18 protein-coding genes and 1 pseudogene are annotated in these 26,544 nt (G+C 35.3%); 16 read left to right on the top strand and 3 right to left on the bottom strand.

Annotated features, from left to right (window positions below):
* Positions 1-278 precede the first annotated feature (278 nt).
* Positions 279-2,204 (top strand): type IV secretory system conjugative DNA transfer family protein, encoded by a 1,926-nt coding sequence (locus QWT87_RS11395; RefSeq protein WP_302716180.1) that lies wholly within the window; start codon positions 279-281, stop codon positions 2,202-2,204.
* Positions 2,205-2,270: 66 nt separating this feature from the next.
* Positions 2,271-3,122, top strand: a complete 852-nt coding sequence (locus QWT87_RS11390) for a hypothetical protein (protein ID WP_302716179.1) — start codon at positions 2,271-2,273, stop codon at positions 3,120-3,122.
* Between the two features lie 16 nt (positions 3,123-3,138).
* Here the strand turns inward: QWT87_RS11390 and QWT87_RS11385 are convergent, their stop codons facing one another.
* Positions 3,139-3,525, bottom strand: a complete 387-nt coding sequence (locus QWT87_RS11385; protein WP_302716178.1) for a helix-turn-helix domain-containing protein — start codon at positions 3,523-3,525, stop codon at positions 3,139-3,141.
* A gap of 96 nt (positions 3,526-3,621) precedes the next feature.
* Between QWT87_RS11385 and QWT87_RS11380 the strand changes: the two genes are divergently transcribed.
* The 3 genes from QWT87_RS11380 to QWT87_RS11370 are packed head-to-tail and all read left to right on the top strand — an operon-like array spanning position 3,622 to position 7,277.
* On the top strand, positions 3,622-4,410 hold the full coding sequence (locus QWT87_RS11380) for a hypothetical protein (RefSeq protein WP_302716176.1): 789 nt from the start codon (positions 3,622-3,624) through the stop codon (positions 4,408-4,410).
* 11 nt (positions 4,411-4,421) lie between these two features.
* The gene (locus QWT87_RS11375; protein ID WP_302716175.1) at positions 4,422-5,198 is read left to right on the top strand and encodes a hypothetical protein; all 777 of its coding nucleotides are present in this window, start codon (positions 4,422-4,424) and stop codon (positions 5,196-5,198) included.
* 30 nt (positions 5,199-5,228) lie between these two features.
* Positions 5,229-7,277 (top strand): fibrobacter succinogenes major paralogous domain-containing protein, encoded by a 2,049-nt coding sequence (locus QWT87_RS11370; protein WP_302716174.1) that lies wholly within the window; start codon positions 5,229-5,231, stop codon positions 7,275-7,277.
* 106 nt (positions 7,278-7,383) lie between these two features.
* Here QWT87_RS11370 and QWT87_RS21290 read toward each other — a convergent pair.
* Both QWT87_RS21290 and QWT87_RS11365 read right to left on the bottom strand, forming a co-directional pair.
* A pseudogene (locus QWT87_RS21290) lies at positions 7,384-7,485 on the bottom strand (type II toxin-antitoxin system YafQ family toxin); the annotation flags it as partial.
* Between the two features lie 162 nt (positions 7,486-7,647).
* A complete protein-coding gene (locus QWT87_RS11365) occupies positions 7,648-7,797 on the bottom strand; it encodes a hypothetical protein (protein ID WP_302716173.1) in 150 nt (49 codons plus the stop codon).
* 342 nt (positions 7,798-8,139) lie between these two features.
* On the opposite strand from QWT87_RS11365, the gene QWT87_RS11360 reads away from it, so the two are divergent.
* The 11 genes from QWT87_RS11360 (at position 8,140) to QWT87_RS11310 (ending at position 26,536) form a co-directional block, all read left to right on the top strand.
* Positions 8,140-8,538, top strand: a complete 399-nt coding sequence (locus QWT87_RS11360; RefSeq protein WP_302716172.1) for a hypothetical protein — start codon at positions 8,140-8,142, stop codon at positions 8,536-8,538.
* A 303-nt stretch (positions 8,539-8,841) separates the two neighbouring features.
* Entirely contained in the window at positions 8,842-13,587 is a 4,746-nt protein-coding gene (locus QWT87_RS11355) for a hypothetical protein (protein WP_302716171.1), read from the top strand.
* A gap of 67 nt (positions 13,588-13,654) precedes the next feature.
* The gene (locus tag QWT87_RS11350; protein ID WP_302716169.1) at positions 13,655-18,874 is read left to right on the top strand and encodes a fibronectin type III domain-containing protein; all 5,220 of its coding nucleotides are present in this window, start codon (positions 13,655-13,657) and stop codon (positions 18,872-18,874) included.
* Entirely contained in the window at positions 18,862-19,470 is a 609-nt protein-coding gene (locus QWT87_RS11345; RefSeq protein WP_302716168.1) for a hypothetical protein, read from the top strand. Before QWT87_RS11350 ends, QWT87_RS11345 begins: the two co-directional genes overlap by 13 nt.
* Positions 19,471-19,580: 110 nt before the next feature.
* The gene (locus tag QWT87_RS11340) at positions 19,581-20,027 is read left to right on the top strand and encodes a DNA/RNA non-specific endonuclease (protein ID WP_302716167.1); all 447 of its coding nucleotides are present in this window, start codon (positions 19,581-19,583) and stop codon (positions 20,025-20,027) included.
* 1 nt (position 20,028) lies between these two features.
* Positions 20,029-20,748: a hypothetical protein gene (locus tag QWT87_RS11335; protein ID WP_302716166.1), complete on the top strand. Its 720-nt coding sequence runs from the start codon at positions 20,029-20,031 to the stop codon at positions 20,746-20,748.
* 15 nt (positions 20,749-20,763) lie between these two features.
* Positions 20,764-21,462, top strand: coding sequence for a hypothetical protein (locus tag QWT87_RS11330; RefSeq protein ID WP_302716165.1), 699 nt, complete (start codon positions 20,764-20,766; stop codon positions 21,460-21,462).
* 4 nt (positions 21,463-21,466) lie between these two features.
* On the top strand, positions 21,467-22,180 hold the full coding sequence (locus QWT87_RS11325; protein WP_302716164.1) for a hypothetical protein: 714 nt from the start codon (positions 21,467-21,469) through the stop codon (positions 22,178-22,180).
* A gap of 13 nt (positions 22,181-22,193) precedes the next feature.
* The gene (locus QWT87_RS11320; RefSeq protein ID WP_302716163.1) at positions 22,194-22,898 is read left to right on the top strand and encodes a hypothetical protein; all 705 of its coding nucleotides are present in this window, start codon (positions 22,194-22,196) and stop codon (positions 22,896-22,898) included.
* Positions 22,899-22,923: 25 nt separating this feature from the next.
* Positions 22,924-24,360, top strand: a complete 1,437-nt coding sequence (locus QWT87_RS11315) for a hypothetical protein (protein ID WP_302716162.1) — start codon at positions 22,924-22,926, stop codon at positions 24,358-24,360.
* 70 nt (positions 24,361-24,430) lie between these two features.
* Positions 24,431-26,536: a fibronectin type III domain-containing protein gene (locus tag QWT87_RS11310; RefSeq protein WP_302716161.1), complete on the top strand. Its 2,106-nt coding sequence runs from the start codon at positions 24,431-24,433 to the stop codon at positions 26,534-26,536.
* Positions 26,537-26,544 lie beyond the last annotated feature (8 nt).

Below are 26,544 nucleotides of genomic sequence, written 5' to 3'. Positions count from 1 at the left end.
TTTGTGAGAAACAATTCCGATATATTTTAGCAACCCATTCTCGGAAATTCGATCAAAAGCCAATAATTCTGCTCTTTATTTCCTTTACAAAACCATGCTTTTTTAAGCCAAGTTTTAATTCAAGAAAAACAAATGCACCTCTATTCTGTTTTATTTCTTCTGCCGAATCAGGCAATTTGTTAAGCGATACCACTTAATTTTTTAAAATTCAAACCTGAATCCTTTAAAAATTTAATCTGAAAATTCAAACTGAAACTTAAACCCAAAACTATTTTATCATGAATTCAACCATCCAATTCTGGAACAAAACTTCCTTTCTATGGAAAATTAAAAACCAAGAACCTTATATTTTAGCAGGAAATTATTTTCTCGGAGAACATTCTTCGGGTCGGGACGCTTTACTTTCAGAACGAATAAAAGCAATCGATAAAAACCTCTCCCGACTGGATAGAAATTCAATTCATTACCGCAAAGAACTTCAAAAACGATTTCTGACCTTCAAGGAATTTGAAGAAATGAGAACCAAGAAAGCGACAAGCAAAGAAAAATTGGAGAGGGCAGTATGCGTTTCGCCTGCTTTGGAATATTGGAATCTTTTATTGAAACATCCGAAAATTTTATCTTCTTTTACCGGCGATGATGAACACGACTATCAAAAACTTCTTTCACTTTGTCTACCTTCGCTACACTCATTATTTTTTGCTCCAAAGCCTGTCCCATTTCCCGTTTCCGCTTTAGACAGGCATTGTTTCCTTAGCGGTAGGACAGGTAGTGGGAAAACGGAATTTATGAAAGCGATTGCTTACCAGATCCAGCACCAATCACAACTAAAACAGCACCACTCAATAATTCTTTTGGATCCTCACGGGGATCTATCTGAAAGCCTATTAGGCTTCCGCATCAATCTTCAGAAACCTGAACGTGTGTGGTATATTGATCCGCAGTTGGAAAATGGAAAAATCCCATGCATCAATCCATTTTGGAGGCGTGTAACCGAGCCATTTATGATTGACGTGATGTCTCAGCAATTTGCCAAAGCATTTTCAGAATTAATTCCGGAAGCCGGAATGTCTCTCCAAATGGAAGCGTTGTTGAAACCTTGTCTTTCAGTTTTGCTGGAAAGAGGAGGATGTGGATTATCCGATCTTCAAGTTTTTATGGACGATAACCAAAATGCAAAATGGGTGGAATTGGGAAAGAAATCTTCATTTCAGGTTTACCGCCAGTTTTTTGAAACGGCATTCCTCAGTAAGAAGTATGCTCCCACTAAACTGGCAATCTATACAAGATTGCAACACCTCCAAAACAATATGATGTTCTACCACATGATGAACGGACAGAGCAATATCGACCTAAAGAAAGGAATGCAGGAAGGCAGGATAATCCTGTTTAATTTATCCAAAGGAAAATTGGGAGAAGATGCGAGCAGAGCACTCGGAAGATTTGTTTCGGCAACAATTCTGAGCATTGTTTTTCAAAGAGCATTCGAATCCGAACATTCAAGAAAGCCTTGTTATCTGTTTATTGATGAATTTCACAATTTCACGACAGAAAGCGGAAGCATCCAAACGATATTTTCAGAGGCCAGGAAGTACAAACTGCGTTTGATTGTCGGAACACAAAGTGTCGGTCAAATCCCATTATCATTAAAGAATTCAGTTTTGAATAACTCAGCTGTTAAATTGGCAGGAATCAATGGCTTGCCAGCTCTTAAAGAATTGGCAGGGGATTTTGGAGTTTCTTATGCTGCGATGCAAAGTCTTTTACCCTACGAATTCTATTTAAAGCACGACCATTTTCCAGCCATAAAAATTAAAAGCCCCGATTTTCTGATCAAACAGCCGAAAAGATATTTTTGCAACAAAGAAGAACTCAAAAAATTGAAAGCCTATTTGCTGTCTGAATCGGGAATTTACAGAGATATTATTAATGTAAATCCAAATCTACTGCAAACGCAGGTTCAAAACCAAAGCCAGAATCAACCGAACCAATCTACACTAAATCTGGTTCATTCCCCAACTTTGATTCCTTCAAAAGCCAAATCGACTTTAGAAAATAGAACTGATGAAACTGTAAATCCGGCATCAGATTCCGAAACTACAATTTCTCCAACACCGGATTCTCCGACAATAGAAAATCCTGAAACTGCATCTCAAAATTCCACGGAGTCCAGCGGAAGTATTAAACCTAAGTTTCATTTATAAACACAACTTCTTAAAAGAATACAAGGCATTTTTGCCGCCTTTTTTAATTTTTTAAAACTCAAAAAAATGGTTACCAAAAGATTATTCTTTCAAACACTTTCTCCTTCACAGGAAAAAATCCTTTTAGCTTTGGCTCGTTACAAATATTTAACAGCAGGGCAGTTGCTCCGCCTCGGAATTATGTCCGACAGAGCGAATCTCAACAAGCAAATTGCAGAACTCAGACTTCGAAAAGATCCGTTGGTGGGTTCTATTGCATTCGGAGTTCATCCCGCAATAGGAAAACTCGAAAATGTACATTTTCTCAAGACTCAGGGTGCTGAAATTGTTAAAGATTATTTGAGAGAAGATGTTGTCAGGTTTCCGAAAAATGAAGGTCAATTTTATCAAAAGGATTACTTCCATAGAATGAACACGATTAATGTTCAAATCGCTTTGCATGAAAGCATTTCCAAAAATGACGGTTGTGAAATGCTTCTATTCTTGACCTATTTTGATAAGGTTTCTACGGGAAAGAAGAAAGGTTATAGAGCGGAATCGTCTATTCAGGTCTCTGAAAATGATTACCTGATTGCTGATGCAATCTGTATGCTGCAAACACCCAAAAGAAAAGAGTTGTATGCCATTGAAATGTATAACGGAGATGATACAAGCCGTGTTCACAAATCGCTGTTTCATCATTTGAGGGCGTTATCGGTCGGGCAACCGAGCAGAATGTTTGGGTTGGATTATGGAAGCCGTATTCTCTGTATTTTTGAACTGGAGGTGTATAAACAAATGGCGATGAAGAGACTTCTTGAAGACGAACGTTTTACAGAAGCGAAATTTCACTTCTTATTTAAATCTTTAGAGGAGATTAAACAAAATGCATTTGAAGATTGGTGGTTGTTTGACGGAACTCAGGTCAAACTATTTTAAAAATAAAAGAGAGCCGTTAAAGCTCTCCGTATTTTGATTCGTATTTCTGTACTATCTTTTTTTGTTGGTTTAAAAGTTCTTCCAGCAGTACAATCCTATCTTCATAGAGTTTTTTGATAAGTTCCACATCCTCTCTTGTTAATCCAACAATAATACTTCCACTATAATCTCCCTCAATATTTCCATTGCTGTTAAAATATTTTTGGCTGTCAAAAGATTTGATATCTTCAGGCTTCACTTCCAGAATTTCTGCAATTTGATTTAGTTTTTCATCCGTGATCTTGGTCTCGCCAGTCTCCAATTTACTATAAGCAGCCTGACTAATGTCAAGTCTCTCTGAAACGTACTTTTGTGAATAGTTTTTTAGCTCCCTGATCATTTTTACCCTATTACCTAAAATCATACGAATAAATTATAATGGTTTGGTTATATATTATAACCTCACAAAGGTAATAAAATCAACAAGATGTAGGCATATTTGTGAGATAAAAAATTCACAATGAAGAATCTGAAATTATTAATGGGATGTACATTATTACTTGGCACACAACTATTTTCTCAGTATTTGGAAGGCGGTAAAAAAGACTACGGAATTTTTACACCTAACCAAGGCGATTGGTTTTTTACGCAAAGAATCCTTAACCAGCCTCTCAACAGAGATTCTTACAACAATAAAGTCTATCACATTACCCGAAAAATGGAATATGACATCAACAATGACGGAGTAAAAGATGCCGGAGATTATGCGATAAAAATAGACAATTACACCCGTGATCAATCTTCGGATCTGCTTCTCATGACTGTTTTGGGCGTAAAAGATTATAAAGGAACGGAAGTGGAAATATATACCGATTGCCCTGAGTGTATTGTTTTTTATAAAAACGGTCTTCAAAAAAACTTTAACGATCTCAATTTCTTTAAGAGATATTCAAAAGTAATTACCACCAACGGTGAAAACGTCAGAACCATCACTTCTCTTCCTCTTTTAGCACAGATTCCGGGCTATATGAATCGCAGAAAATTCACTATTGAAGTCGGGATGAAAATAAAGGTAGCAAAGAAAGTCTCCTGTTCATCCAATGAATATTCGGATTATCAGATTTTTCCTGTCAATGATGAAAACAAACATCGGGGGCTTACTGCAAGTGATTCTTACTTTTTGGAAAGTTTAGAAAATTGCCATTTCAGTAGGGTAAAAACGCCTCATACTATTAAAACACCTCTCATCAATTGGGGAAAAGAATATGAATTAGACCGGTTTATAACGGTTCATACCATAGAGTATTAATTATACAAACGATGAAAAAATTGAAATTAATTACTGGATGTTGCTTACTATTTTCTGTTCATTCATTCGCTCAGTATTTGGAAGGCGGACAAAAATCTTTTGGAGATTTCGATAACAGTGAGAAACGCTGGTTTTTCACGCAATCTGTAGTCTCAAAACCGCTGAACAGGAATTATTACAATAACAAAATATTTTACCGAACGATAACATTAAACAATGATTATAATAATGACGGGACAAAGGATATTGGCGATTACCGAATAAGAACCAACAATTTCAGTAATGGAAGCAGTGATTATCTTCTCATTACCGTTCCAAATGTAAGTAACTACAAAGGAAGTGAAATTGAATTTTACAGCGACTGTTTCGAGTGCATAGCATTGTACAGCCAACAACAATACCGAGATATTGGCACAACCAATATGTTTTACAGGCAGTCGAATATTATTCCCACCAACGGAACTTCAGTAAGAACCATAGAAAGCCTGCCGTTTCTGTTTCAGATCCCGAAGCATTCAGCAAAAAAAAGTTTTACCATAGAAATCGGATATACAATAAGAACCGCAAAAAAGAGAAATTGCGATTTTAATCAGTTTTCAACCTATTTATTTTATGACGCTGCCGAAAGTTATTTTGGCCCGGTTTACTTAAGCGGTGTCAACTATCTTAACACAGACAATAACTGCAGGACTTCTCTTTCGAGAAATAAAACCGAATCGTACAAATTCAATTGGCAGAATGAAGAAGAACTGGATCGCTTTATTGCGGTGTATACCGTAGAGTATTAATGGCACAAACATAAAAACAACCTTTATATCATGAAAAAACTACTGCAAACGAAACTACTATTCGCACTCTTTTTCGGAGTGTTAACTTTTTTGTCTTCTTGCCGAAAAGAGGATTTTGAAAATGAAGAACCTGTACCCGAAGTTAAAAAATTACAAATTATGGGTAATGTTGAAATTCCCGACAACATCCCTTCCAATAAAATAGGAACGCTGGAAATCTTATCGGGTACGAGTAACCACCTTGTTTCTTCAACCCCTCCCACACTGAATAATAAAACTACGACCAAATACTGTATCGTTGAAACCCAGCCCAATACTATACAGATACACAGCATTACCAATAATGAGCAGCCATTTATGTATGGATACAGCTTAAATGCAAAAGCAGGTGATGAAATCAAATTTAACGTAGAAAGCACCGCAGTAACCCTTTTGTTAATGTCTCCCTATTTACTGGTGTCTGAACCTTTGGAAGCGCAGGCATTAATTGATAAAATTAAATCGGCTCCAACTTTTAACGAGTTCAAAAACAGTATTGGAGATATCCTTATTAGCGGAAGTTTAAACAACCAGTCTCCCAACATTGATTTGAATACCATTCCGAAATACAAAATCGTAGTAACGGAGGTCTTAAACTCATTGAACCCCAATTACAACATTACCCAAAACGGGATGCAGATCATTGAGAACAGCAAAGTGGGGAATGAACTGAAATTTAAAATCAGAAATTACAAAAAGAGATATTCCACGGTATATGCTGAAAAATATAAAAACGGACAATTGGTTGACACGAACATCAAAATAGAAAACGGCAACTATGAAACCCACCAATTAATAGACTCCGGGGAGTTTGACTGGGTAAAAGCATGGAAACAGATTTTCACTTTAAATCTACAGGATCAGATTACCAAAGACAGCGAATACTTTTTCGTTAATACAGAAGACGCCGATAAAATCTTTATAAAGTGTTATGGCTTGGGTCTTAAAAATGGAAGTTTTCCAAGTATTAACAGTAAAGAATACAAAAGAGGGCTGGAAGCTGTGGTACACACAGCGGTTTTTGACATCATCAAGCCTGCCATGTCTATGGTGGAAGGTTTTAAAGAATGGGGATCTCTGGCTGATTTACGAGGGCGTCCCAATAATGATCCGACAAAAAAACTGATTCTTAAATTTCTAAGCAGTTTAGAAAATGACTCAGGATTTTACAACGATATCGCAACAGCAGCAATTAACAACGACAAGAAAGAAATCTATAAAATATACTACAATAAAACGATAGAGTTTATTCTTGATGACAGCAACGCCAAGTTGTATCTGGATATTATGAAAAAAAACTCATCTGATGAAAAGATTGTCAATGCATTTAAAAAATCTTTAAAAGCCTTTTTCAAAGTAAAAGCCGCAGGTGAGATTACGGGAACAGCAGTTAATCTGGGAGAAGCCGTTGCCGCAACTTTCACGACCGAATGGACAACCGAATTCATCATGAATACAGACGGAACGGCAAGTTTAACGGATACTTTTAACAATAATTACAAAACGGTAAATCTGGGAAACAGATGGTGGTCAGCAGAAAACTGGAAAGGAACATTTAACGGAACACAGGATTTTGCGGGATGGTACGGAAGCAATGCCATATCCAATTTATACAGCCCAATCTACGGAGACTATATCAGTGGAAAAATGATCCGGGATAATATTGCAGGGGTGAAAATTCCCCAGGGATGGAACCTTCCGACAAAAGATGATTTCGATAATCTTCTTTCAGGATTGGGAACCTCAGCTTTCCAAACCTTAACCAATCAGGCAGGGTTCAATGCCAAGCCTTACGGCTATATTTATTTTCAGGGGTATTTTGGTGGTGCAACTCCTAATTATCCTGACCTTAATAATAAAGCCATTTTTGCTTCAAGAACAACTTTTGTTAATGCTCAAGGCAAAACGTATATGTACTGTTTGGTTATTAATCATAACACACAAACCGTTAACGTAGAACCTTATGAGATAGATTTTTATTCGCCTTCCGGTTATGGATGGATTGAATCGTATTTTAATCTGAGGGTAATCAAAAGCTAGCAATGTACTCCATGTAGATTTACAATTGTGAATTAGTTGGGATTATTATTTTAGTAATTTTGATGTAAGGTCGCTCATAGAATGGGTGACCTTTTTCTTATAGATTTTATCCAAACAAATCTGAGTGGCTTCCAATTTGAGACAGAAAACAAATGTCGCTTTCAATATAATAGATTAATAGGATATCCGGAGCAAGATGAAGTTCCCGAAAATCTTTAAAAGCTCATTGAAGCTTGTGGTTCTTTCGTTTGGGAGAAAGATTTCAAGACAATAATTGGGAAATGCATTCTGAAAATTTCTCCAATACCTTTGGTTGATTTTGATACTTTTTAAACTGTCTCTTGAATTTGGAAGTCCTTTGGAATTTCATTTAGGCTAAAAGTTCGGACAATAAATCTTCTGCATTATCAAATACAGGACTGTTTTTCTTGGCTTCTTCAATATCCAAGCGCCATTCTTCCGCTTTTTGCAGCTGTTGAAAATATTCGTACTCTGTCGGGTTAAGAATTACCGCTTCCAATTTATTATTGAGCAGGACATATTTGGCTCATGTATTCAAAGAATCTATAACCGATTTGGTTTTATATCTTAAATCACTTACCGAAATCATCTGGTCTGCGAGCATCTGTGATTTGTAAAGGATAAATTATGATGGTATTTATAATCAAATTTTGATGGATTGCAAGGTTATTTTAATTCAATAAGATCCGGTTGAAATTGTTTTTCAAAATCTTAGTTTGTCAGTAAATAAAAGGACAATATTGTTGATTTCATTGCTTCTACATCGCTTAAATTAAAAAAATCCCTTGCTTTTTTTGTTTTTTTAGATATGGTACACCCCTAACTTAAAACAAGAAAATTTATGGAAAGCAAAAACTTTCATTTCGTCAAGTATGAATTCGGAACGGTCAATGCAGAGGACGGACAAGAAGCTGGACAAATGGCAGCTCATCCTTTAGCTCCAAAAAAGAGCGAGGTTTTGATCATTGTATCTCAAAAGATGGGAACTCCCGTATTTCCAAATCTAGGACATCAGGAGATTGTTGAAAGACTTTCTCATCTAGAAACGGTTCTCATCTGGAAGGAAGAACACTTTGAACAGAAAGCCAAAGAACTTGAAGGCAAAGCGGGGTATTCCTTGTTTGACCGAGACAAGTTTACTCCTGCTTTGTATAAAATGATTAACAACCACAACCGTTACGAAGGGATCTCTTGGTCAACTGTTGAGTATTATCTTACTGAATTCTGTAAGAAGGATTAAAAATGAACTCCGATTGGTTTTTCCATCGGAGTTTTTGAGTATTGATAACAAAAAATGTTTTTAATGAAGAAAAATCATTCAGAAAAACAAACGTGAAATTAAAGTTAATTTATTAAGCTATTTTTTTTAATGAATAGTATTAATTTGATGTTTATAATTGGTTTTTATTAAAATATTGAAAAAATAATATATATACACTAATTTTTTTGATTGTGATTTTAGATTTAATTGTATTGATTTTCAATTTGTTGATGAGTGTGGTAATTTTCTTTTTTTACTACTTTTGCAAAAAACTCAAATTAGATGATTAAAATATATTCTCTAGTTATTGCCTTATCGTGTATTTTTTTAAGCACTTTCAAAGCTAAAAGCTTAGATGAGAGAGGGGATTCACTTCAGATTAATAAAAATTCTTTAAACTATAAGAGCATTGGTAAAAACGTTTCTTTATTTCCCTTAGATAATTTTTCTTCATTCATCAATAATGATCCGGAAACCGATAAAGAAATTGGTAAAGCGATAGGTGCTTTTGGAGAGTTAGAAAGAAGTGGAAATTTTACAAATACCATTAATCCTAATGAACTTACAGAGTTTCCGATAGGTCTTAGAGAGAATGTATCGAATGTTGAATATGGTATTGTCGTAACAAAAGCCCAATTCACTCCTGAATATGCTTTAATTAATGTATATGCAAGAGTTGTAACGCCGCAAGCTGGGGCGGAAGGAGGAAGGAGAACTCTTTATTTTGGTGCTGAAGGAGTTAAACTTTCCTATGGAGGAAAAATTATCGGCGATGCAAAACTTTCATTACTTGGAGACATTAATATTCCTTTTAACCAAAACCAATGGATGCTTACTCTCGAGGGAGGAATGATTAATAAATTTAATGGACAAAGTATAAATGATAAAACCTATGTCGTCATTGACTGTGATGGAATCAAAGAACTGTCATTAAAAGGAAATGTTCAGATTTCCCGAAACGTTCTGGTTCCGGTAGATAGTAACGGAACTTTACTTCCTGAGATTGGAAATGATGGATTTACCAATAGAGTACGTGGTAACTTTGCTTTAAAAGCCAGTGACTGGAATGATATTTTAGTCAATGTAAGCATTACTCCTTTTGCAATCACATCACAGATCAAAAATCAGGATAAAGGTTTTTTCTCTTTCTATGTCAATAATGCCGTTCTAGATTTAAGTGACTTGAGAACAGATTCCAATGTTCTGTTTCCGCAATATTATGCTACTCATGGATATTTGATAGGAGGAACGGAAACATGGCGTGGTCTTTATGTAGAATCATTGTATGTGGGTCTTCCACAGGAATTTAAAACAGAAGATCATATTGATAACAGAGTTTCTTTTCAGGCACAAAATCTTTTAATTGATTCCTATGGAGTTTCGGGTAGTTTCTCTGCAAATAATTTGTTTCCCTTAGAAAAAGGATTGACAAGCGAGCAAAACTCTTGGAGGTATTCTCTTGACCAGATTGGTGTAGACTTAGCGGCTTCCAAGATTATAGGAGCTAACCTAAAGGGAAAAGTCCAGTTACCTGTTCAGAAACAAAACAATGCTAATCCGAATAATAATTTACCTAATCATCTTGGTTATCAAGGAGTAATTACCGAAGAAGAATATATGATTACGGTTGCCACCTTGGATGAGATCAGTTTTGATATCTGGAGTGCAAAAGCAACCATCGCACCAGGTTCTTATTTAGAATTAAAAGTTAAAAATAGAGAATTCTTACCCAAGGCAGTCCTTACCGGAACTTTGGCAATTGGAGCTAATGGAAGCCCAACTGATAATAACAGCGATCCGAATGCAAAAAAAGATGCAGATTTTAAAGGAATCCAATTTAGAGAACTTACACTCCAGACAAAAGCACCTTATGTTACCGCACAATATTTTGGGGTACAGGGAGAACAAAAACTGGTAGGCTTTCCTGCAAGTATAAAAAATATATTCGTAGAAGCAGATAATGGCTATGCCAATTTAGGTTTTGAAATCACAGTAGGTCTCCAAGAAGAGCGATTCTCCGCAACAGGAGGGATGAAAATCAATGGTTTGATTGTCAACGAAAACAATCGTCAACGATGGAAGTATAACGGATTCAATCTTACTAAATTGGGTCTGAGAAATGTAGATATAGGAGTTGCCATAGTTTCGGGAGAGTTTCAGATTATGCGTAATGACCCATTATACGGAGATGGTTTTACGGCACACTTGAATGCAAAGTTAAAGCAGTTGAATATTGAAGTCAATGTAAATGCAGCCTATGGATTCAGTACTTTTAGATATTGGGGATTTGAAGGTTCAGTAGACGGACTTAAAATTCAAGCATCTGCATTAACGATTACAGGATTTACCGGAGGAGCATTTTACAGAATGGTTCCAAACAGAGATATGTCATTAGATCCTGCATATAAAGACAAAGCTTTAGTTTTAACTCCAGACAATTCGGTTGGTTTGGCATTGAGAGCTGGAATTTATGGATCTATCGCCAGCAAAAATGCAATCAGTATTATGGCCGGTTTCAATATGTCAACCAATCCAAACGGAGGTTTAGCCAATGTTGGATTTATTGGAGAGGCATTGGTTATGGCTGATTTATCCAAGCTGATTCCCGGAGATCCTTTAGCGGGAGTTAAAGATAAGTTCAAAGAGATGACGGGGAACAATAAATTCATAAATGATCTAAAAAATAACAGCCACGTAAATTCTTTCTTAGATACACAAGTAGTGGATGATCAATATCCCATAACCAAAGATGTGAAAGGTGCTATTTATGCTAAATTGGCAATGAACTATGATTTCAACAACAGTGTTTTTCACGCCAGCTTAGATGTTTTTGTAAATATTGCCAATGGTATCATTTCTGGTATCGGACCCAATGGCAGAGCTGGTTGGGCTGTGGTACACATTGCACCAAGCGAATGGTATATGCATATTGGGACGCCAACCGATATGATAGGTCTGAAAGTTGGTTTTGGGAATTTTTCTTTACAATCCGGCAGCTATTTCATGGTCGGAAACCGTATTCCGGGAAGTCCACCGCCACCACCTGAAGTTGCTCAAATTTTAGGACTTCAACTGAGCGATATCGATTATATGAGCAGTTTAAATGCTTTAGGAGATGGAAAAGGGTTTGCTTTTGGAACCCACCTTAAGTTTGATACAGGAGATATGAATGCGTTATTCTTATATGCTCGTTTTCAGGCAGGTTTAGGAACCGATATTATGTTGAAGGACTATGGTGACGCAAAATGTTCAAACCGTGGTGGTGATCAAATAGGAATCAATGGATGGTATGCCAACGGACAGGCTTACGTTTATCTTCAGGGAGAATTGGGAATCAAAATAAAGCTTTGGTTCATTAGAAAGAAAATTCCAATTATTAAAGCGGGTGTTGCTTCTTTGCTTCAGGCAAAAGGTCCGAATCCGTATTGGGTAAGAGGATATCTCGGTGGATATTATAATTTACTTGGAGGAATGATTAAAGGAAGATTCCGTTTTAAAATGGAATTCGGAGAAGAATGTGTACTAGAAAATGCGTCTGTTTTAGGAGGTATGAAAATCATTACCGATTTAACTCCTAAAAAAGATGATACCAATGTGGATGTATTTGCCATTCCTCAGGCAACATTTGCAATGAGAGTAAATGAACCAATTGTTATTCCGGAAGATGATGGCGACCATACCTACAAAATTGTGGTTGAAAAAATGACGATTATTGATGATCAAGGAAAAGAAATAAAAGGAGTCATAGAATATGCAAACTCTAAAGATGTTGCCAATTTTGTTTCAGATGATATTCTTCCGCCAAGCAAAACATTGAAAGCAATCGCACAGGTCAGCTTTATGGAGAAAAAGAACGGAATGTATGAAGTAGTAATGGTAGACGGACAAAAAGCGATAGAAGTTGAAGAACGTACTTTCACTACCAGAACGGCTCCTAATGTTATTCCGTTGTCGAACATCAAGTACGCTTATCCTGTAGTTGAACAGGAAAATTATTATATCCAGGAAAGTAACAACGGATACATCAAGTTGAAAAGAGGTCAGGATTATTTGTTTGATGACCCTAACTGGACTACAAAAGCAGTTTTCGCTGCCGATTCTCAAACAGAAAGTAATTTCTCTTATGATGAGAATGACAATATTGTAAAGTTCAATGTTCCAAATCTTAATAAACAGAAAGATTATACTCTTGCTTTAATTGCTAAAAATAAGAATGCCGGTCAAACAGATGGAAATACAAATAGTGGACAATCCGGGAATATACTAAACTCTACAGGAGGTGTTGATAATAACACTTCAAATCCTGATGCGAACACAAACGAAGATAGCTCAGTTACCACCACAACTGAAACCAAGACCGCTCAAAACCTTTCCAAAGACGGTGAAATCGACAGATTATCGTTTGTATTCAGAACAAGTAAATACAACAAGATGTCTGATAAATTATCCTCTTTGAATTTTAATCCGTTATGGATCAAACTAAGTTCGGATGTCATAATGCTTCAGAATAATATGAATGCTGATGAATATTTTGATGTTGCCGAACTTACAGGAACGAAATATACAGACAACAAGCCACTTATCAATCTTACCGCTTTAATGGATGATTCTTTTGCAGGTAAATTCAAAGGCTTGTTCTATGATGCCTATCCTATTAATCAATTGACATTAGACAGAGCAGAAAACGAAGAAGATTTTGCAGGAATCCCACCTGTAAAAGCATTCCCTGTTTTCACATCATATCTGCAATACTTGGGAAGTGACAAAGGGAATGGATTTTTGAAACAAACTTTCCCATACAAATATGATCTATTCAGTTTCTACAAATCTGATTGGTATGAGCTTTTGTCCAAAGCTGCTTCCAAATATGTAGGAACTCCTATGAATGCAAGACCACAAGCCATTAATAATTTGCTTCAATCAACTTATGGAACAATACCAACTACAAAATATAAAGTAAAAGCAAAATACGTCTTACCGGGAGATAAAGCAGGTTCAGAAAAGCAGATTGATTATGAATTTAAATAATTCTGAACTTCAAACTTAAATAAGAAAATTTTACGCGGACAAAAACACAACAATACAAAACAGAGTGATGAGCCATTCATATATCAATAAAAGGAAATTTAATCCAAATAACAGGCTGAAATTTAAAAATTTCGGAATTAAAGCTTGGGCATTTGTAATGCTTATGTTATTCGGTTTACAATCTATCTCTATAAAGTCACAGCAATATCCTGTAAAATTAGTACCCGTGGTAATCCCTCCATACAGTATGAAGTTGGGAGATTACGCCACATCTACGGATAATAAATTACAACTACAGGTTGTGATGACCGATTTGATGGAACCGCAACACCAAACAGGTATTAAATTTACTTTAGAAGCAGGATTAAACGCCGTTCCTTTTGCGCAAAGCAATGAATTCGTTGTAGGAATGAACCCATTTCTTCTTTATCCTGGAAGTAATGTTACGCTTACCAATGTAGATTTAAGAGCATTATTTGAATTACAGAATTTAGGAGGCATTAATGCAGTGCAATATGCACAACCTCTTTCAGACGGAGTTTATCAGTTCTGTTTTCAGGCATATGATTATTACACGAAAAACAATCTTTCATCCAAAACCTGCGCTACGGTATTTCTTACGCAGTATGATCCGCCAATGCTTAATCTTCCGCAAAATGCAGAAAAAGTACAGGCAATGTCTCCGTATGCAGGAGGAAGCGGAATCGTATTTCAGTGGATGCCTAGACAGATTGCTCCTAACACAAAATACATTTTCACACTTAAAGAATTGTGGGATGCAGGACAATCTCCCATTTCGGGATTTTTATCTTCTCCACCACTTTGGCAGGAAGAAACCTATGCACCAACACTGTATTACGGATTGGATAAAACCCAGCTCATTCCAGGGAAAAGATATGCGTGGCAAGTTCAGGCAAAAAGCGGAAATCCCGTATTAGGAGCTAACCCTACAGAAGACAACGGTGTTTATAAAAACAACGGATTTTCTGAGATTTACTATTTTGATTATGTAGAAAACTGTACGGTTCCTACACTCCTGATGGCAAAAAATGTGGGTAGAGGAAGAGTGGAGATCAGCTGGAGCCTTGGCGGACAGCCAGCAGGCTTGTACAACGTACAATACCGTAAAAAGAACAGCAATACGGAATGGATGACCCAGCAAAGTTATCAGTCTCCGGCAATTTTGACTGGGTTGGAAGACCTTACGGAATATGAATACCGTGTGGGTTCTGTTTGTGGGCAGGTGCAAAGTTCTAACGAAAATGCCTATTCTTACAGTGCCATACAATATTTTACCACCAATGCCAATGATGTAGACAATAACTACCAATGCGGAATAATGCCTGCGGTCGACATCGCCAACAAAAATCCTTTACAGACCATGTTGGGCGTTAATGAAGTATTTACGGCAGGCGATTTCCCTGTTACGGTACTTTCTGCACAGGGTAGCAACGGTATCTACACTGGTACAGGTTTTATACAAGTTCCTTATTTAGCCCAAACCAAGGTAAAAGTGAGCTTCAATAATATCATGCTGAATACCGACAAGAAACTGATTGAAGGCGTTATTGAAACCACATATGATCCTAATGAAACTGCGGTAAATTATGCTTCTGCCGGACTTGGAGAAACTTTTGGAGACCAAGGTGTAAAAGATGTTTTTGTGAATTTCCCAATTGGCAATATCATTTATTCGGCTACACCTCCTCCTGGAAAAATAACCATCACAGGAAGTGATGGAAACGGTGGAACAGGAAGTACAACCGAATATCCGGGCGGTAAAGATTACACGTTTACTGACTCTAACGGAGTTATTTGGACAGTGGATGAAAATGGAACCGTAACCAAAGGCGGAACCGTTGCCCAAGGCGGAGCATCTACCTCTACCAATACCGATGGCGTAACAGGAAGCGGAAGCAATGCTACCATAAACCAGTATACCGCAAAAGGTATTAAAATAGAGTGGAAGGAAAACGTAAACGGACAATTTGCCTATGATACCGCAGAGAAAACCAAACTACCAAAAGACAAATATCCATCGGTAAAAGATTCGGAGAACAATACTGTGTATGTTCCTTACAAAGCAACGGTCAATAAAAAAACTGAACTCTTTGATGCCAAAGTAAGCATTACCGATCCAGCTTTGAAAGATGCTACCATCATCTTCAAAACATTGAGCATCGGTAAAGCCATTGAAGCTACAGAAATTAATAAAACCGATACAGAAAGAAACTATCAGTTAAAATTAATTGGTGCATTTGATTACGCTGAAGAGGAAGTGATTGCGGTATTAATGCCGAAAGACAGTATTTCTAAGCAAAAAATCATCAGCAGTTTCAGATTGGTACACTTAAGCCCGAAAACGGTGAATGTAAGTTTAGTACCATTGGATGCTAATTCTCAGTCTAAACTACAATCTCAAGGTGATAAGCTTAATCAGATTTACAAAAAAATAGGGGTTACTTTCAATGTTACGAAAGATCCTGTTTTAGACATCAGCAGTATTGTAAGCGGAGATACGATTAATAGTGAAGATGCCGATTTGATGAGTACCTACAGTCCGCAACAGCAACAAATCAATGCACTTTATAAAGGCACTGATGCTCGATATGTATTGTTTGTAACGGATAAAAAATCTTCCACAGGGCAAAAAGGCTATATGCGTCTGAACGGTCAGTTTGGGTATGTGTACAACAATGCACAAGACAAAACAGGAGGTCACGAATTAGGTCACGGTGTGTTTAAATTGGAACACCCGTGGAAAACTTACGGAACTACGCAAAGTGCAACTCCTCTTTTGATGGATTATAGCACAGGAGAAGAATTGTCTCACTTGGATTGGAAACAGGTAAATGATCCTGCGTTTAAGCTATATGCATTCCAAGGGCAAAGTAGTGGAGAGTTAGCTGGCGGTTTTGGATTGACACCTGATTTTAAATTAATCAAAGCTAATACTTCGACAGCATTACACGGAATTGTTTCTGTTGGAGAAGGTTTTTTACCTGGATTTGTTGAAAATACAATACAATATCAATGGGTTGAATCTCAGAAGGGTTATTATCCTAATGGTGATACATCTAAAACAAAATACAACTCTAATGAAACACCTAAAGATAATAGTGCTGTTTGGATAATATATGATCATAATGCAGTTTGCGGAAAATCTAAATTCATAAAAACAAGCTATGCAAATGCTGTTTCAAATATTTTATCTAAGACAGATAAAGTTCAGGCCCTAGCAGATTATATTACTCAATACGATAAAATTGAAGACAATACTAAACCGGTTTATTCTGGATTTATAGCGTGTTCAGGTTCTGGAAGTGGAAATGGATTGAAGTCTGTAGATGATTTATACAAAAGACCTTCTACGGGTGATGGTACAGCAACAGATGAATCAAAAGATGTTGTAGACTATACAGGAAGATTTACTGCCGAGGAAATACAGGCAATGTTAGGAAGCATTGTTTCTAATAAAAATTCAACTGGGATCAAAGGGAAGATCTTCATTACTGACGAGAATACTGCAGCGTCGGTATTACAAAAAGTACAAGCAAGATACAATCAGCCTGAAGCTAAGGAAATGGTAATCTGGCTGAATGTGAACAGTCAGACTAAGAAATACGATATCAAGATTAATGTTGGCAGTGGTCTTCCGGAATATGCAGGAAAATCTGCTAAGGATATAGAACTACTGCTAAAACAGAACTCAGCGTGGATAGATGATTTCTGGTTGATGAAATTCAATCCTTTAACTGCAATTCTAGACGGTCTATCGGAGTTATTGACCAAAGCTAAAATTCCTGAAAAGTATTATAATCCTGATAATACAGACTACAATCCTTTCCCTGCAAAGATTTATTCTTATGTAAGTTTAAAAGTTATTGATGATGAACTAAGCGGATTAATTGGATCTCCGATGGGAGAGAAATATACACCAAGCCGTGTAGATTTTGCATTCACTTGCGGAGTTTGGAACGGATTGGTCGGAACGGCTGCAGCAATTCCTGAAGGAGGTTCATTCTTAATCAAAATGATTACGAATGAGAATGATGCCAGAACCAATTTTGCAACAACGATTTCCAAAATACAGTGGAAAGATGTAAAAGGAATGGTAGGTGAACAGTGGAACAAATACACTTCCAATCCTTGTATGGTATCTTATGGAGCAGGTGAAGTAACTTTCGTAGTAGCATCTTGCTTTATAGGAGCAGGAGAGATAAAAGGAGCAACTGCTGTTGTGCAGACAATGGAGAAGCTTGATGTAATGGGGCAAATGATTGGTAAATTTGCAAAGTTTACCGGGCGCTTTGTTATAAAACCAGTGGTTTCGAAAGCAGGTAAATTTATCATAGAGCCTCTAATAAAGCTGGAACCTGCAATAAGCCAAAAATTACGTTCAAATGTTTCAAAATATGTAGCTCAGCTTTTGAATAAAGACAAAATTCACCTTTCTCTGCACGCTACTTCAGAAGGTAAATTTATTGTAGACGGAATAGAACTAAGCCCGGAAGAATTTGGTGAGTACATTACCAAAAAGCTTAAAGAGACGGGAAATGCCAACAAAAATATAGTTTTACTTTCTTGCAACGATTTAGAATCTGCAAAAGCATTAGCGGCAGTCACTGGTAAAAAAGTATATACTACTGATGGTCCTATGACGATCTTTGAAAACGGTATCCGTCGTGCAGATGGTTCAGAGTGGTATCAGATTAATCCTGATGGTACAAGCACCAAAATACAGCCACCTGTTACAGAATGTGTGAACTGTACTGGTAACGGTGTTACAATGGGGGCTTATTTCAGTATAAAAAAGTATTTAAATAATATTTCTGATGACTTAGCAACTAAAATTGAAAATTTAATTCCTTGGATTAAAACTCTTGACATAAATATTGGAAGTGTCGAAGAAGATGTAGTAGGTGATATTAAAGCTATAAAAGTTGTAAAAGATAAGGCAAAGTTAGATAGAGCTTATAATATCGTAAAGAGTGAGCAAGAAGCAACTAATTTTTTAATTAAGAAATTTGATGCAAAATATCTTGAAACTAAATATATAACAGATAGATATACAGGAAAGCAACTTGAACTTAAAGTTTACTTAACGGGTAAAGATGAAAGTCATGTTTTATTAGTTAGAAAAGATTTACCAGATATTCCAGAGAATTTAGTTGGAGGAGGAGTTAATAAGGAACATTTTAATTTCGGTGAATTCTCTTTAGATCAATTTGACGATATAAATTTGGAAAATAATAAACTGCATGAACATATAATATGGACAGATTAAGAAAGTATAATTTAATATCTCAAAATCTTGTTGCTAAGTGTGACAGCATTCCTTTTATTGAAACACAATATGAAAGTGATTTTAGCTATGATATTTCAGTAGATGTTATAAATACGGATTATTTAAATTCATTTTTTAAGAATTTTGACACGTCTGATTTATATGCAATTTACATTCTAGATAAGAATGAAAAATCACTTAAATCTATTTGTATTAAAGAGTTTACTCATTATGAGAGTACTATAGTAATAGGAAAACTAGAATCTGATTTTTTTATGGATGTAAACTATAATAATAGAAACAATTTGGGAGTTCCATTTTTCTTTCGTACAGATAATTTTAGTGAATTAGAAATAGAAAATATTTTACAGAAATGTTTACATGAAAAAGAAATTAAAATTGGAAGTTTCAAGAAAGATATAACTACTTTAAATATTTTGAAATTTTTAGAAAGTGCGAAAATTAAGAGTATAATGAAATTTTACATTAATAGATCTGAAAGTTTTATAGAAAGTAGTTTAAAATTGCAACATAATACTTTGGATATAAATGCAGAATTTGTATCAAAACTTGAAATTAATATAAACAATGATTAGTAGATAAAGATGGCAAAAGATGGGCTGAAATTTTAAATAATGAAATACGTGCTACAGCAGGTGATGCCGGACAGGGATGGAATAAATTCCTTAATGTTGCACCGCCACTGATGAAAAACTTCAGATATGTGGTTGATAATGGCAGATACATTTTTGAAACTGATGAGCTTGGTAGAGTAAATAAAGCAGTAATGGAAGATTTAGATTTTCATTCACGAGCAAGAAATGAGGCTTACCAGCAGGAAACTAAAAGAGTGAAAGATGGACATCCGGATGATGACGGAGGACATATCTTTAGAAATGAATGGGGTGGACCGAGTGAGCAAATTAATTACTTCTCTCAAAATGCAGCTCAAAACAGAGCTGGTGGAGAATGGTATAATATGGAAAAGGCTGTTTCGGATTTTAAAAAGCTTAATCCAAGTACAAAAGTTAAAGCGGAAATTTATTTTAAATTTTCAGGAGACTCTAAGCGACCTTTTGAAGTTGGCGTGGATATCTATACAAATGGTAATTATAGTGAGAGTTTAAGTGTAAGGAAAATTAAAAATCCATAAGATGAATATAAATATTGAAACATTAGTTAATGCAATTTATAACTATTACAATGAGTATGAATACAAAAAAATAATTGTTGAGTATCAGTTTACAGAATCGGGAAGCTATAAGTTTTTTGTAAAATATATTATGGATTCGGGAGATGTAGTTTCTACGACCAAAAGCCCGAGACCAATTGATGATGAAATAGAAATAATATCTAAATATTTTGAGAATACAATTAATACTGTCGAGAGATTTAACAAGTTTTTGATTGAAATAGATAATAATAAGAATTTTTCAGAGAATCATTTTTGGGATAAGGGTAAGGAAAAGGATGATCTGCTTGCAGGTGCTGAAATATTTTTCCAATGGGCAAACGACAGAATGATGTCAATGATATTTGAGTTTGAACAAGAGAATAATTTACTACCAACTCAATATGACGGTGATGGAGAGTTAGAATATTTGAGTTCTTGGGATAGTGGCGTTTTTACTTTTCACATCAATAAAAATAATGAATTGGAATATAAAATAGTACTTACCAAAGATGGAGTTGAAAGAGTCTTGGAAATGCCCTTGAAAGATTATTTTATAGAAGGTATTTTGGAACATCATAAGGTTACCAATACAGAACTTTCAGATGAATGGAAGCCTTGGAATACTTTGATAATTAAATCACCTCATACTGGTATTCCTTATGACAAGGTTGACCAGTTTGTGAACTATACTTTGGAATAACCAATTGATATATGTATGGAAAAAATATTAACCATTGTAGATGAATTTTTCAAAGAAAAAGTTTGGGATAAAATTTTAATTGAAATAAATTTTACTGAAGCAGGAGGTTACGAGCCACAACTTACCGTAATTAAAGGTGAAGAAAAAACTTTATGGGGAGAGTTTGAATTGTTTGACATAGCTGATATAATACATAAAAGACAAAAAGGAGTATTAAATACATCAGAAAAATTTAACAAGGCTAAAATTGAGATTTATCCCGATGGAACATATTCAGAACATGACTGGTGGGATTCTGGTCTACAAAAGCAAAACCTGTTAAATTATGCACAAGTATTTTATCAATGGGCAAATGACAGGATGATGTCTATGATATTTGAATTTGAAAAAGATAATAATCTTTTACCAACTCAATATGACGGTGATGGAGAGTTAGAATATTTGAGTTCTTGGGATAGTGGCGTTTTTACTTTTCATATTAATGATAAAAATGAGTTAGAATATAAAATAATCCTTGCAAAAGATGGTAAAGAAAGGATATTAGAAATGCCTTTAAAAGATTATTTTATAGAAGGAATTTTGGAACATCATAAGATTACCAATACAGAACTTTCAAATGAATGGAAACCTTGGAATACTATGGTATTAAAGTCTCTTCATTATGATATTCCTTATGACAAGAGAGATGAATTTGTGAGTTATATTTTAGAATAATTTTATGACAAATATGGATATTGTAACTAGAGCTTTTTACGAGTATTACAAAGAATTTTCTTACGACATATTAGAAGTGAGATTTGTATTTACTCTTGGAGGTAGCTACGATGTTTTCATATCGTACCTCGAAAATAATGATAAAAAAGATACTTCATTAGATGGGAGAGAATTATTTAAATATGAGCATCAAGTTTACGAATTTTTTAAAACTAAAATTGATACGGAAGAGCAATTTAATGTGGTAATCTATAATATCAAAAAAGATGGGACATACTCGAGTTTATATCAATGGGAAAGTGAAAATGCAAACGAAAACTTGGTAGATTATGCAAACGTCTTTTACCATTGGGGAAACGACAGAATGATGTCAATGATTTTTGAATTTGAAAAGGATAATGGTCTTGTCCCAACACGATATGATAATGATGGAGATTTAGAATATCTGAGTTCTTGGGATAGTGGGGTATTTACTTTTCATATTAATGATAAAAATGAATTGGAATATAAAATTGTTCTAACCAAAGATGGAGTTGAAAGAGTTTTAGAAATGACTTTAAAGGACTATTTTATTAAAGGAATTTTGGAACATTATCATTCCACGAACACAGAACTTTCTAATATATGGAAACCATGGAATACTATGGTTTTGAAATCGCCACATAATGATATTCCTTCAGATAAAAAGGATGAGTTTGTTAGTTATATTTTAGAATAAAGTATTAATTGGAATGGATGATCTGATTTTAGATATAAGAACTTATTATAATGAATTTGAATATGATAGGTTAATTGTTGATTATGTGTTCACATTACAGGGTAGTTATAATTTTATAGTTAGGTATAAAAAAAATAATGAATATAGAAACACGGAAGTTTCCAATAGACCTATTAGAAATAAGGTTAGAAAAATGGCAGATAAATTTGAAGAACAAATAAATTCTGCTCAAAAATTTAATCGTGTACGAATAGAAATTAATATTGACGGGACTTATTCTGAAAGATATTGGTGGGACGTACTCAAAGAAAGGCGGGATATATTAAATGGAGCAGAAGTATTTTTCCAATGGACAAATGACAGAATGATGTCAATGATTTTTGAGTTTGAACAAGAGAATAATTTACTCCCGACTCAATATGATAGTGATGATGAATTAGAATATTTGAGCTCTTGGGATAGTGGTGTATTTTCTTTTCATATTAATGAGAAAAAAAGGCTGGAATATAAAATAGTTCTTACTAAAGATGGTGTTGAAAGAGTATTGGAAATGCCATTAAAAGATTATTTTATAGAAGGGATTTTAGAACACCGCCAAATAACTAATACAGAGCTTTCAGATGAATGGAAGCCTTGGAATACACTAATAATTAAGTCACCTCATACTGGTATTCCTTATGACAAAGTAGATGAATTTGTGAGTTACACCTTAGAATAATTAAACAATTAAAAAAAACAAAAAAATGATGAGATTAAAATTTTTACCAATCGCAATGGTAGCCGTAAGCACATTTGCTTACGCACAGGAAGTAAAAGTAAAGAAAGGCGAAATCCAGATTGACGGGAAATCGGTTGCTAAGATCGACAAAGAGAAAAACAATTATACAATCAGCGATTTGTTAGGCAAAGCATTATTTACAGCTACCATTACCAATCAAACACCTTTAAAAAATTACGCTTCTAAATACTGGCTTCAACTCACAGGAGCAAATGGCGTAGTAAAAGAAATGGAACTGATTGACAAAACCAGTTTCTCTTTTGGATTTGAAAAACCCATTACACAAAATTTGACTAAAAGTACTGACCCACTTTTACCCGCTTCCGGCATTGATGAAAACAAAATTAACAGTTTTTTCCAGACCGAGGATAGAAGCATTTCCAAAGCCGAAGATGACAGGATAGAAGAATACAAAGCAATTAATAGCTCAGAAGACGCCATAGCTTCTGACAACAAAATCTTAATTAGTAACGTAGGAATCATCAGTGCCAACAATCAAAAAATTGGTTACATTGTCCGCAAAGTGACTGGAAAAGATATGGTGCAACAATTCCTTACCTATACGGTTTTGGATATTAACAAAATCCCCGTTGCACAAATCAATTTCTCCAGCTGGGATCAGGCAAATGTGAAAAGCGGATTGGAAGTAAAAACGTTTGACGGAAAATCTTTCCCGATTAAATTAGCGAATTACACTTCCGAAAGATTAGAATACGATGAGCTTGCACCAAGAGTGGTTAAAAAGCTGTATGCCAATGGTTACCAATTGGGCGATATGAAAGCGATGACCGAGATTGCCTATCAGGAAAATGCAGATGCTATTAACCAACAGAATAATGATGCAGAAAGTAGCGCAAAAGCCAATTCCAAAAATATTTATGATGTACAGGGATATGTAATTGATAAAGATGGAAACAAAAAAGAGGGAGTCATCACAGCCGAATTTGAGTTCATAGATGTAAAATTAGGAAGAGAAAAAAATGTTTCAAGCATTAGTGGTTTTACACCTTCGGTATCAATAATAGTTGATGGTAAAAAAGAAACTTACAAAGCAAAAGACCAAGTGCGGTTTTGCGCAGGAGACAGATGTTTTATTAGTGTATTGGGCACCAATATGCTTGGTGGAAGTGCTTTTACTGAAATTATGACAGAAAAAGAAGGAAACTATGTTCTTAGAGATATAAATACTCCGGAAGATTACTTTATAAAATTAGCCAATCAGCCTAAAGCAGTTTATTTAGGTGAAAAAGGTGGTTTCGGAAAGAGAAAACCTGAGAAAATCAAAAAAGCTTTTGATGAATATCTAAGTTGTCCGTCTTTGGATTTTTCTAAATATGATACCAAGACCAAAGAAGGATTGATTCAGGTTCTTGCAGACTATACTTCAAGTTGTAAAAAATAAATCTTATTAATTATTCATCTTCCTGTGGAGAAGTTAATTTTCTCACAGGAAGATTATATTCCTATGTCTTATGAATAAACAATACCTATTGAGTCTTTGCTTTCTGATAATTTCAGTTTTTGCTTTTTCACAGGAAAAGCAAGAAAAAACTATTGTTCCGCATATCCGTCTGAAAGCCGACAGTAAGAAGGATCATATCTCGCTGCGATGGGCAGTAGACGAACCAATATCTTGGCAAAAAGCAAACAAGACAGGTTTTGTACTAAAAAGATACACCCTTTCAAGAGATGGAAAACTCCTTCAGAAGCCCGAAGAAAAAGATTTGGGAATTTTCAAGCCCGCTTCCGAAGCAGAATGGAAAAAGGTTGTCGAAAAGAACAACAATGCCGCTATTGTGGCACAATCACTATTCGGAGATAGTTTTGAAGTAGAAATAGGAGAAAAGCAGGGAAAACTTGAAGGAGTAGTCAACAAATCTCAGGAAGTAGAACAGCGTTTCGCTTATGCATTAATGGCTGCGGATTTAGATTTTGAAGTTGCAAAATTGGCAGGCTGGGCTTATACCGACGTCAATGTAAAATCTAATGAAAGATATCTCTATTCAGTAAGCATTAATCAAAACAGTAATTCCGGAGTTTCGGCTTTGGTAATGAAGGGGGATGCTGTCGCTGAGGTTTCCAACAACACTGATTTGCCAAAACCGATTGATTTTATCGGAATTTTTAAAGATAAAACCGTCACTCTTTCATGGGAATATTTACAACTAAGAGATACCTACACTTCGTACTACGTAGAAAAATCGGAGAACGGAAGTCCTTTTAAATCTTTGGGAGATCTCCCGGTAATGAATATGAATGATGCGGATGGAAGACAGGCACAGGGAATGACATTTGTGGACTCATTGGCTCAAAATAATTCAAAATTCAGCTACAGAATCAGAGGGAAAACTATTTTTGGAGATTACGGACCTTATTCCGATGCTGTTTCAGGAGAAGGAAAGAAAAGCCTTGAAAAAACTCCGAGAATTTCAAATTTTAAGATTGCTGAAGACGAACAAATTACCATCAATTGGGAATTTCCACAGGAAGCCGAAAAAGACATTTCTTCTTTTGAACTCCTCCACTCCGAAACAGATTTGGAGAATACCTATAAAGTTGTTAAGAATAAAATCCCTGTTACGACAAGAACATTAGTGACCAAAAGTTTGGCGCCATCTAATTATTATAAAATTCAGGCAATAGGAAAGAATAAAGACAAAAGAGAATCTTTCTCAGTTCTTGCTCAGCCAAATGATATGACGCCTCCGGAAACTCCTTTAGAATTTAAAGGAAAAATTGACTCTTTAGGAGTTGTACATCTGGAATGGAAAGCCAATACAGAAAAGGATTTGGAAGGCTATCACATTTTCAGGGGAATCCAAAAAGGAGATGAGATGGTACGAATTACCCCACAAGCCATTTCGAAAAACAAATATAAAGACAATGTAGTTTTAGAAAACCTAAACTCAAAAGTCTACTACTATGTAACGGCAACAGATATTAGAAAAAATCAGTCTAAGCCATCTGTCATTCTGGAATTGGAAAAACCCGATAAAGTAAAACCTCAATCTCCTGTTTTTACAGAATACAAGCTTGAAGAAGACGGAAAAATAACCCTTCACTGGCTACGAAGCTACAGTGATGATGTTGCATTGCACCAATTGTACCGTCAGGATAAAGACGAAGCAGATAAAAGCTGGAAAATGATCTATGAAACGAAAGATATTCAACCCAATTTCACTTATACCGATAAAAATGTAGAAGTTGATAAACGCTATGCTTATTATCTGTTAGCGATTGACAAAAACAAATTGAAATCTGACAAATCGCCCGAAATTACATTAAGAAGCAACAGTTTTGAAGCGCAATCTGTTTTAACCAATTTATCAGGTTCTGCCAACAGAAACAAAAAACTGATAGAATTGCTGTGGAAGATTGGCAGCAAAGAAGTCGGAGAAATTATAATATACCGTCAAAAAGGATCAGAAAAACCAACGCATTGGGGTACATTAACTGGTTCTCAAAATTTCTTGGAAGACAAATCGGTACAAACGGGGAACTCTTACACCTATCTCCTAAAACCTATGTTAAAGAATAATCAGGTTACAAAAACCGAAAAAATAACCATTGAATATTAAAAAACACC

The organism is Chryseobacterium urinae (genome assembly GCF_030518295.1).
GTDB classification, from domain to species: domain Bacteria; phylum Bacteroidota; class Bacteroidia; order Flavobacteriales; family Weeksellaceae; genus Chryseobacterium; species Chryseobacterium mucoviscidosis.
Note: the sequence above shows the minus strand (reverse complement) of the source record. Positions and strands in the feature narration are given on the sequence as shown.